The organism is Streptomyces cahuitamycinicus (assembly GCF_002891435.1).
Taxonomy (GTDB): Bacteria; Actinomycetota; Actinomycetes; order Streptomycetales; family Streptomycetaceae; genus Streptomyces; species Streptomyces cahuitamycinicus.
Window position 1 is genome coordinate 1 of sequence record NZ_POUC01000390.1, and the last position, 7651, is coordinate 7651.

Genomic DNA, 7651 nt, shown 5'->3' on the forward strand with positions numbered 1-7651 from the left:
CCGCAGGCCTATCCCGCGCCTGCGGCCCCCGCCTGGGGCGCCCCGCACGGCGGTCATGGACATCACGGCCACCACGGACACCACCGCAACAAGGGCTTCGGCCACATGCTGTTCTCGTCCTGAGCCGTGACACGACAGGAGCCCCCGGCCGCGAACGGCCGGGGGCTCCTTGTGATGTGGACGATACTGGGATTGAACCAGTGACCTCTTCCGTGTCAGGGAAGCGCTCTCCCGCTGAGCTAATCGTCCTCGGGACCATGACCACCAACTGCGGATCATGGGCACTGCGTGCGCGATACTGGGATTGAACCAGTGACCTCTTCCGTGTCAGGGAAGCGCTCTCCCGCTGAGCTAATCGCGCGGGTCGGGATCTCGGAGATCCAGTGGACGATACTGGGATTGAACCAGTGACCTCTTCCGTGTCAGGGAAGCGCTCTCCCGCTGAGCTAATCGTCCTTGGAGGTGGAGACGGGATTTGAACCCGTGTAGACGGCTTTGCAGGCCGTTGCCTCGCCTCTCGGCCACTCCACCAGGAGTGTAGGGGGCCGGGAAGCCCCCTCTTCCTCGAGCGGACGACGAGGTTCGAACTCGCGACCTCAACCTTGGCAAGGTTGCGCTCTACCAACTGAGCTACGTCCGCCTGTCGTTTCGGTCCGCCCTCGCGGCCCGGCGACGTGTTGAACTCTAGCGGATTCCGGTGCCAGTACAAAAACGCGTTTGTGCAGCGTGCTGCGCTTCCCCTGCTCAGGTAGGTCACAGCGCCACCCGACGGACATCCGCCGGTCGCCCGCGAGAGCCCCACCATAGACTCGACTGCGTGCTCGACCTCCCTCCTCTCGCCCGCTTCGGCGACCGCGTCGCCACCGGGCTCCTCGACGTCACCGACGATCCCGAGGCCCTGGAGTCCAGCGGCTTCTGGGCCGTCTGCGCGGACTTCGAGGGCCGTCTGACCTGCGCACGCTTCGCGGAGGTCCGGACGGCGGACGGGGTGGCTCCCGTGCCCGGAGCATGGCGCGGGCCGGCCGCCGGTGACTGGACGTCCTCGCTCGACCGCGCCGCGTACACGGCCGCCGTACGACGGATCCGCGACCACATCGCGGCCGGCGAGGTCTACCAGGCGAACCTGTGCCGGGTGCTGTCCGCACCCGTCCCGCCCGGCGCCGACGTGGATGCCCTCACCGCGCTGCTGGCCCGCGGCAACCCGGCGCCCTACGCAGGAACGATCCGCCTGCCCGGGCACGGCGTCGAGATCGCCACCGCGTCCCCCGAACTGTTCCTGCGGCGCGACGGCCGGGTCGTCGAGTCCGGGCCGATCAAGGGCACCGGCCGTACCGAGGCGGACCTGCTGGAGAAGGACTTCGCCGAGAACGTGATGATCGTGGACCTGGTCCGCAACGACATCGGACGGGTGTGCGCCACGGGCAGTGTGACGGTGCCCGACCTGTGTGCCGTCGAGAAGCACCCCGGGCTGGTCCATCTCGTCTCGACGGTCCGCGGCGAGCTGGCGGACGGGGCCGGCTGGGCCCAGCTGCTCGACGCCGCCTTCCCGCCCGGCTCGGTCACGGGCGCGCCCAAGTCCAGCGCCCTGCGGATCATCGACGCGCTGGAGACGGCGCCCAGGGGGCCCTACTGTGGCGGGATCGGCTGGGTCGACGCCGACCGGGGAACCGCAGAGCTGGCCGTCGGTATCCGCACCTTCTGGATCGACCGGGCGGACGGCATGCTGCGCTTCGGCACCGGCGCCGGCATCACCTGGGGCTCCGATCCCGAGGGGGAGTGGCGGGAGACCGAACTCAAGGCGGCCCGGCTGCTCGCGATAGCGTCGGGAACGTACGAAGTGAGTTGAGAGGACCTGACGTGAAGATCTGGCTCGACGGCGGGCTGCAGGACACCGAGTCCGCCCGCGTCTCCGTCTTCGACCATGGGCTGACCGTGGGCGACGGCATCTTCGAGACGGTCAAGGCCGTGGACGGCCGGCCTTTCGCGCTCACCCGGCACCTCGACCGGCTGACCCGGTCCGCGCGCGGCCTCGGCCTGCCGGATCCGGACCACGACGAGGTGCGCCGCGCCTGCGCCGCCGTCCTCGAAGCCAACCCCGCGCCGCTCGGCCGCCTCCGCATCACCTACACCGGCGGCCACGGCCCCCTCGGATCCGACCGCGGCGAGCACGGCCCCACCCTCGTCGTCGCCCTCGGCGAGACGACCCGCCGCCCCGACTCCACCGCCGTGATCACGGTCCCCTGGACCCGCAACGAGCGCGGCGCGCTCACCGGCCTCAAGACCACCTCGTACGCCGAGAACGTCGTCGCCCTCGCCCGAGCGCGCGAACGGGGAGCGTCCGAGGCCCTGTTCGGTAACACAGTGGGGCAGCTGTGCGAGGGCACCGGGTCGAACGTCTTCGTCGTCCTCGACGGCGAGATCCACACCCCGCCGCTCGCCTCTGGCTGTCTCGCGGGCATCACGCGGGCGCTGACGGCCGAATGGACCGGCGCCGAGGAGACCGATCTGCCACTCGACGTGCTGGAGCGGGCGGACGAGGTCTTCCTGACGTCCACCCTGCGGGACGTGCAGGCCGTGCACCGGGTCGACGGCCGTGAGCTGCCCGGCGCGCCGGGCCCGGTGACCGCCAAGGCCATGCGGATCTTCGAGGAGCGTGCGGGGCACGACCTCGACCCCTGACAGCCCCGGCGAATTCGGCTGAACGGGACCCCGGTTGCGGGTAGAACACCCCTGATGACCACGACCCTGCGGCCGACCGAGCCGCTTCAGCAGAACGCCGACGGGACGCGCTCACGCCGCTACCGGGTATGCGTGAACAGTCGTCCCGTGGGCGCGATACACCTCGACACACATCCCGTGTTCGGCACCGCGGTGGCCCGGATCACGAAGCTGCACATCGATGAGGCGGACCGCAGACGGGGCCGGGGCACGGTCGCCGCGCTCGCCGCCGAGGAGGTGGCGCGCGGCTGGGGGTGCCGTCGCATCGAGGCGGTGGTCCCCGCCGCGTCCGAGGCGGGACTCCGGCTCGCCACGGCGCTCGGGTACGTCGTCCGCAACCGCGGCTTGGAGAAGCAGCTCGGCGACACCCCGCCGGAGCTGCCGGAGGGCAGCCGCGCCCGGCCCATGACCGAGGCGGAGTTCGGTCCCTGGCTGGAGAAGGGCAAGGAGCACTACGCGCGCAGCTGGATGGACCGGGGGGTCCCGGAGGCCGAGGCCCGGGTCAAGTCGGAGCGCGACCACGCGACCCTGCTGCCCGACGGCCTCGCCACCCCGGGCATGCTCGTCAGCGTCGTCGAACACCTGGGGACGCCCGTGGGAACGCTGTGGCTCGCGGTGCGCGAGAGCAGCGCCTTCGTCTTCGACGTGGAGACCGAAGCCGCCCACCGCGGGAAGGGCCACGGCCGCACCCTGATGCTGCTGGCCGAGGCCCAGACCATCGCCGAGGGCAGGCGGACCCTCGGCCTCAACGTCTTCGCGGGCAACACCCCGGCCGAGCGGCTCTACGCCTCACTCGGCTACGAGACCGAGCGGTACGCCCTGTACAAACCGTTGCTGTAGCGGCCCGGGAGCCGAAGGCCGGGTGCGGGTGATCAGTGCTCCTGCCCGGCCAGCAGCCGGTCCGCGATCTCCTCGATCCGCTCGCGCAGCCCCTCCTGGCTCTTGCCGCCGTCGAGCCGCTCCCCGCCGATGACGTACGTCGGGGTGCCGGTCACACCGATCGCCTTGCCCTCGGCCTGGTCGGCGTCCACGATCAGGATGTGCCGGCCGTCGATCAGCGCGGTGTCGAACTCCTCGGCGTCCATGTCCAGTTCGCGGGCCACCTCGACCAGGAAGGGTTCTCCCTCACGGGCCAGCTCCTCGACCCGCCCCAGCAAGGCCTCGGCGTACGGCCACCCCCGGCCCTGCTCCCACGCCTCCTCCGCGGCCTGGGCGGCGGCGAAGGCATGCTTGTTCTTCTCCAGCGGGAAGTGCCGCAGCCGCAGCTCCAGACGGTCGCCGTAGCGGGCGCGCAGGGCACGGAGGTCGTCCAGCGCGGTACGGCAGTCCCGGCACTGGAGGTCGCACCAGACCTCGAGGACGGGGGCGGCGGAACGGTCGGGGGAGGAGTCGCTCATGCCGACAGTCTCCCAGCAGCCGCGGCCGGGGTGCAGCCCGCACCGGCACCTGCGGAGGAGGTGACCCGGAGATCTCCCTGATGTCGGGCCGGAGCATGGCCCGCCGGGGTACGGCGGGTGCAGGATGGAAGGGACGAAGTGTCCCGACCCGACCGCGCCACGCCTGGAGGACCGGATGATTGCCGAGACCGTCTGCTCCGCCGTGTCCGCGGCGGGCCTGGGCATTGCGATCGTCACGGCGTACCGCAAGCGCTACCTCGCCGCGGTCCGTGTCGCGGCCTACTCCCTCGTCCCGATCGGCCTCGTGATGACGGGGGTCGTCGAGTGGCTGGCCGACACCGCGTTCAGCCCGACGGCCTGGGCCGGGTTCGGGGTGCTCGGCCTCGCATGGGTGCTCTTCATGACCACACGAACCGTGGAGCGCCGCCGCGGCGGCACCCGCAAGGAGCGCAGGGCGGCGGCCCGTGCCGCCGACCGGCCCGACACGGTGGCCCCCGCCTCGGCGCCTTCCCTGGGCCAGGGCTCCCGTCCGGCGACCAGGCCGGCGTCCCGCGACGACGACTTCAGCGACATCGAGGCCATCCTCAAGAAGCACGGCATATGACGGCAGCCCCACCCGGGGCCGTATCGTCACAGTGGGTCCGCCGGTGTGCGGAAATGATCACAACCCGAACCGGACCTCACGAAATAGGTGCACTCCCGCACGGAACGAGGCCGCTGATCGCGCCGGCCGGGGCGACTGCGTCATCATCGCCGCGAGATGCTGGACACGACGGAACAGAGCGACCCCGTACCGCCGCTGGACGCACCATGTCCCCCGCGGGACGAGCCACGTGGTTGCCTCTTCGCCCTCTCCCAGCCACCGCTGATGATCTTCCTGGCGGTGATCGGGAGTCTGCTGCTCATGGCCTCGTTGCACGATCTGCTGTTGCTGTGAGCCTTACCCGCGGTACCCGGCGCCACCCGTCGGGACCGCGTCGGCATCGACATCCTCCACACCCCGCGGGCCGGCAAGCCGCGGGTCAGCCCGCCGCCTCCTTGCGGCGCGCCCGGTAGGCGGCCACGTGCAGGCGGTTTCCGCAGGTGCGGCTGTCGCAGTACCGCCGCGAGCGGTTGCGGGACAGGTCGACGAAGGCGCGCCGGCAGTCCGGTGCCTCGCACCGCCGCAGCCGCTCCTGCTCCCCGGCGACGACGAAGAAGGCCAGCGCCATGCCGCAGTCGGCGGCCAGGTGATCGGCGACGGAGGCACCGGGTGCGAAATAGTGCACGTGCCAGTCGTAGCCGTCGTGGTCCGTGAGCCTGGGCGTCGTGCCGGCGGCTGCGACCAGCTCGTTGATCGTGCCGGCGGCGGCCCGGGTGTCCGGGGCGGCGAAGACGGAGGCGAAACGCCCGCGGATCTTGCGCACCGCGGAGAGGTCGAACTCCGAGAGCACTCCGACGTCGCTGATCTCGTGGTTTCGCACGAAGTCCGCGAGGGTCGCCACGTCCGGCAGTCCGTCCGGCGCCGTGTCCTCCTCCGGTGCGGTGTTCACCAGATCGACCACGGTGTCGAGGGCGCACCGGGTGTCGTGGGTGATCAGCACGATTCGCTCCCTGGCCTGAGGGTCGGGCGGGCGCCCGCCGATGCTGGCCGATGGTAACGGCTCCGCCTCCGCCGGGCCGCCTCATGCCCGTACATGGCTTCGAATACAACGCCACCCGGCCCGCCGGGGTTCCCCGTGTGGTGCGACACCCGGGGGAGGGGACTGCCACGCGAACCGGCGCCGTACCGCGTGATCCGCGGTGCCGGCGCCGGTGTCATCCCGTATGCGGTTGTCCGGGCCCGAGCCGTCTCCCCGAGTCGACGGCGCCGGGCGGCTTTGTGGGGGCCTCGCCCTAGCTCTCCGCCAGGATGTGCGAGAGCTCCTGGTCGAGGTCGAAGTGCCGGTGTTCCGTGCCGGGCGGCACGGCGGCGTCGGTCCGCTTCAGGAAGGACTCCAGGGCCCGTGCCGGGGCCTCGAGCAGGGCCTCGCCCTCCGGCGAGCTCAGGGCGATGCACACGACGCCCTGGCCGTGACTGCGCGACGGCCAGACGCGGACGTCGCCGGTGCCCGTGGGGCGGTGAAGCCCCTCGGCGAGGAGGTCGCGGGCGAACACCCACTCGACGGTTTCCTCGGCTCCGGTGTGGAAGGTGGCGTGCACGGCGTAGGGGTCGGCCGTGTCGTACCGCAGGCCTGCGGGGACAGGCAGGGAGGACTCGCTCGACACAACGAGGCGCAGGTGCAGCTCGCAGCTGACCGTGGTGTTCATAAGCGCCAGGGCCTTTCGCTCAGTGTGCGCTCGGGGATTCGCACGTCGGCGAAATCGACATGCCACCTACGGTGCCGTTGTAAACCCCTCTGAGTGTTTTGCGTGCCTTTACGTAACTCTTCCGGCCGAGCGATCGTTCGTGTCCTGCGTCCATTCCGGTGACCGGTTTCGCTCGGGTAGTGTTTGGCCGTATGAATACGGGGAGTAACGAGCCGGGCGAGGTGGCCGTGGCGTCGAACAAGACGGGGACGGGCGAAGCGCACGGCGAGCAGGACCGCGGGCTCGGCTCGCGCGCGCCGGAATTCATCAAGGCCCGCCGGGCGCTGCACCTCAGCTGGCAGGTCGGCGTCTTCATCATCGGGCTCGCGGTCGTCGTGACCGGGATCATCATGCTGCCCCTGCCTGGACCGGGGTGGGTCGTGATCTTCGGCGGCATGGCGATCTGGGCGACGGAGTTCGTCTGGGCTCAGCTGGTGCTTCGCTGGACCAAGCGGAAGGTCACCGAGGCGGCGCAACGCGCGCTCGATCCCAAGGTGCGGCGCCGCAACATCATCCTGACGTCGATCGGACTGGTGATCATCGGTGTGCTGGCCGGCATCTACCTGTGGAAGTTCGGCATGACCATGCCGTGGAAGATCAAGGACCAGTGAGCGTCACAGGCACCCACTGACATGGGGTAATGTTCTCTCTGCGTCCGGGCGATTAGCTCAGTGGGAGAGCGCTTCGTTCACACCGAAGAGGTCACTGGTTCGAACCCAGTATCGCCCACCCGGACCGGCGGCCCACCTGCGATTGCGCAGGTGGGCCGCCGTTGTTGTGTGGGATAGAGGGCAACGCCGGGTTGCGAGATCCGGCCAGGACCGACCGGTCCGCCGTCAGGGCGCCCTCACCCGTCCCGGTGCTCGCCCTGAACCTGCCATCGCCCAGCAGGCCGGACGACCGCCCGGACGATCACGGAGCCCCGGACCGCCATACCCCGCCCCTCCAGGCCGGCCGTAGCGACCACCGAGTCCTGGACATCAGGCCGCCGGAGTCGCGGCTCCTCCGCCGCCCTCGTATGTTCACCGAGCCGTTAGTCCCGAGCTCCGAGTCCCGAGCTCCGAGTCTCGAGCTCCGAGCCCTGAGCCGAGTCCCGAGTCCCGAGTCCCGAGTCCCGAGCACCACAGCTCCCGCGCCGCCACCCGAATCAGCCGTACCGGTCACCGGGCCCCGGGCACCGGCTCGCCCCCGTGCCGCCACTTCAACTG

The 7651-nt window shown here is 70.8% G+C and carries 9 protein-coding genes, 6 tRNA genes and 1 pseudogene; 8 read left to right on the forward strand and 8 right to left on the reverse strand.

Annotated features, from left to right (window positions below; all coding sequences use genetic code 11):
• A pseudogene (locus tag C1J00_RS48405) lies at positions 1-123 on the forward strand (zf-TFIIB domain-containing protein); the annotation flags it as partial.
• A gap of 54 nt (positions 124-177) precedes the next feature.
• On the opposite strand, the gene C1J00_RS34205 reads toward C1J00_RS48405, so the two are convergent.
• The 5 genes from C1J00_RS34205 to C1J00_RS34225 form a co-directional block, all read right to left on the reverse strand.
• Positions 178-249, reverse strand: a tRNA-Val gene (locus tag C1J00_RS34205).
• Between the two features lie 40 nt (positions 250-289).
• Positions 290-361: transfer RNA gene (locus C1J00_RS34210), tRNA-Val, on the reverse strand.
• A 23-nt stretch (positions 362-384) separates the two neighbouring features.
• Positions 385-456, reverse strand: a tRNA-Val gene (locus tag C1J00_RS34215).
• A gap of 1 nt (position 457) precedes the next feature.
• Positions 458-531: transfer RNA gene (locus C1J00_RS34220), tRNA-Cys, on the reverse strand.
• A gap of 36 nt (positions 532-567) precedes the next feature.
• A tRNA-Gly gene (locus C1J00_RS34225) sits at positions 568-640 on the reverse strand.
• Between the two features lie 177 nt (positions 641-817).
• Here C1J00_RS34225 and C1J00_RS34230 point away from each other — a divergent pair.
• From C1J00_RS34230 to C1J00_RS34240, 3 genes are read left to right on the forward strand one after another with little or no spacing between them, the layout of a single operon-like run.
• Positions 818-1846, forward strand: a complete 1029-nt coding sequence (locus tag C1J00_RS34230) for a chorismate-binding protein (protein WP_102912852.1) — start codon at positions 818-820, stop codon at positions 1844-1846.
• A gap of 11 nt (positions 1847-1857) precedes the next feature.
• Positions 1858-2679, forward strand: a complete 822-nt coding sequence (locus C1J00_RS34235) for an aminotransferase class IV (RefSeq protein ID WP_102912853.1) — start codon at positions 1858-1860, stop codon at positions 2677-2679.
• Between the two features lie 54 nt (positions 2680-2733).
• Entirely contained in the window at positions 2734-3558 is an 825-nt protein-coding gene (locus C1J00_RS34240; protein ID WP_102912854.1) for a GNAT family N-acetyltransferase, read from the forward strand.
• A gap of 32 nt (positions 3559-3590) precedes the next feature.
• On the opposite strand, the gene C1J00_RS34245 is transcribed toward C1J00_RS34240, so the two are convergent.
• Positions 3591-4115: a DsbA family protein gene (locus C1J00_RS34245; RefSeq protein ID WP_180989794.1), complete on the reverse strand. Its 525-nt coding sequence runs from the start codon at positions 4113-4115 to the stop codon at positions 3591-3593.
• 175 nt (positions 4116-4290) lie between these two features.
• Between C1J00_RS34245 and C1J00_RS34250 the strand changes: the two genes are divergently transcribed.
• Complete coding sequence (locus tag C1J00_RS34250; RefSeq protein ID WP_102912855.1) at positions 4291-4719, forward strand: hypothetical protein; 429 nt, start codon at positions 4291-4293, stop codon at positions 4717-4719.
• 156 nt (positions 4720-4875) lie between these two features.
• Positions 4876-5052, forward strand: a complete 177-nt coding sequence (locus C1J00_RS45615) for a hypothetical protein (protein ID WP_180989795.1) — start codon at positions 4876-4878, stop codon at positions 5050-5052.
• Between the two features lie 85 nt (positions 5053-5137).
• Here C1J00_RS45615 and C1J00_RS34255 read toward each other — a convergent pair whose 3' ends face one another.
• Both C1J00_RS34255 and C1J00_RS34260 read right to left on the reverse strand, forming a co-directional pair.
• On the reverse strand, positions 5138-5698 hold the full coding sequence (locus tag C1J00_RS34255) for a CGNR zinc finger domain-containing protein (protein ID WP_102912856.1): 561 nt from the start codon (positions 5696-5698) through the stop codon (positions 5138-5140).
• A 292-nt stretch (positions 5699-5990) separates the two neighbouring features.
• A complete protein-coding gene (locus tag C1J00_RS34260; protein ID WP_004002642.1) occupies positions 5991-6404 on the reverse strand; it encodes an SsgA family sporulation/cell division regulator in 414 nt (137 codons plus the stop codon).
• Positions 6405-6595: 191 nt separating this feature from the next.
• Between C1J00_RS34260 and C1J00_RS34265 the strand changes: the two genes are divergently transcribed.
• A complete protein-coding gene (locus C1J00_RS34265) occupies positions 6596-7054 on the forward strand; it encodes a TIGR02611 family protein (protein WP_102912857.1) in 459 nt (152 codons plus the stop codon).
• Between the two features lie 46 nt (positions 7055-7100).
• Positions 7101-7172, forward strand: a tRNA-Val gene (locus tag C1J00_RS34270).
• The last annotated feature ends 479 nt before the right edge of the window (positions 7173-7651 follow it).

Bases quoted from the DNA above. Each gene is read 5' to 3' on its own strand.
- C1J00_RS34240 (WP_102912854.1), top strand. From the start codon at position 2,734: ATGACCACGACCCTGCGGCCGACCGAGCCGCTTCAGCAGAACGCCGAC.
- C1J00_RS34245 (WP_180989794.1), bottom strand. From the start codon at position 4,115: ATGAGCGACTCCTCCCCCGACCGTTCCGCCGCCCCCGTCCTCGAGGTC.
- C1J00_RS34250 (WP_102912855.1), top strand. From the start codon at position 4,291: ATGATTGCCGAGACCGTCTGCTCCGCCGTGTCCGCGGCGGGCCTGGGC.
- C1J00_RS45615 (WP_180989795.1), top strand. From the start codon at position 4,876: ATGCTGGACACGACGGAACAGAGCGACCCCGTACCGCCGCTGGACGCA.
- C1J00_RS34260 (WP_004002642.1), bottom strand. From the start codon at position 6,404: ATGAACACCACGGTCAGCTGCGAGCTGCACCTGCGCCTCGTTGTGTCG.
- C1J00_RS34265 (WP_102912857.1), top strand. From the start codon at position 6,596: ATGAATACGGGGAGTAACGAGCCGGGCGAGGTGGCCGTGGCGTCGAAC.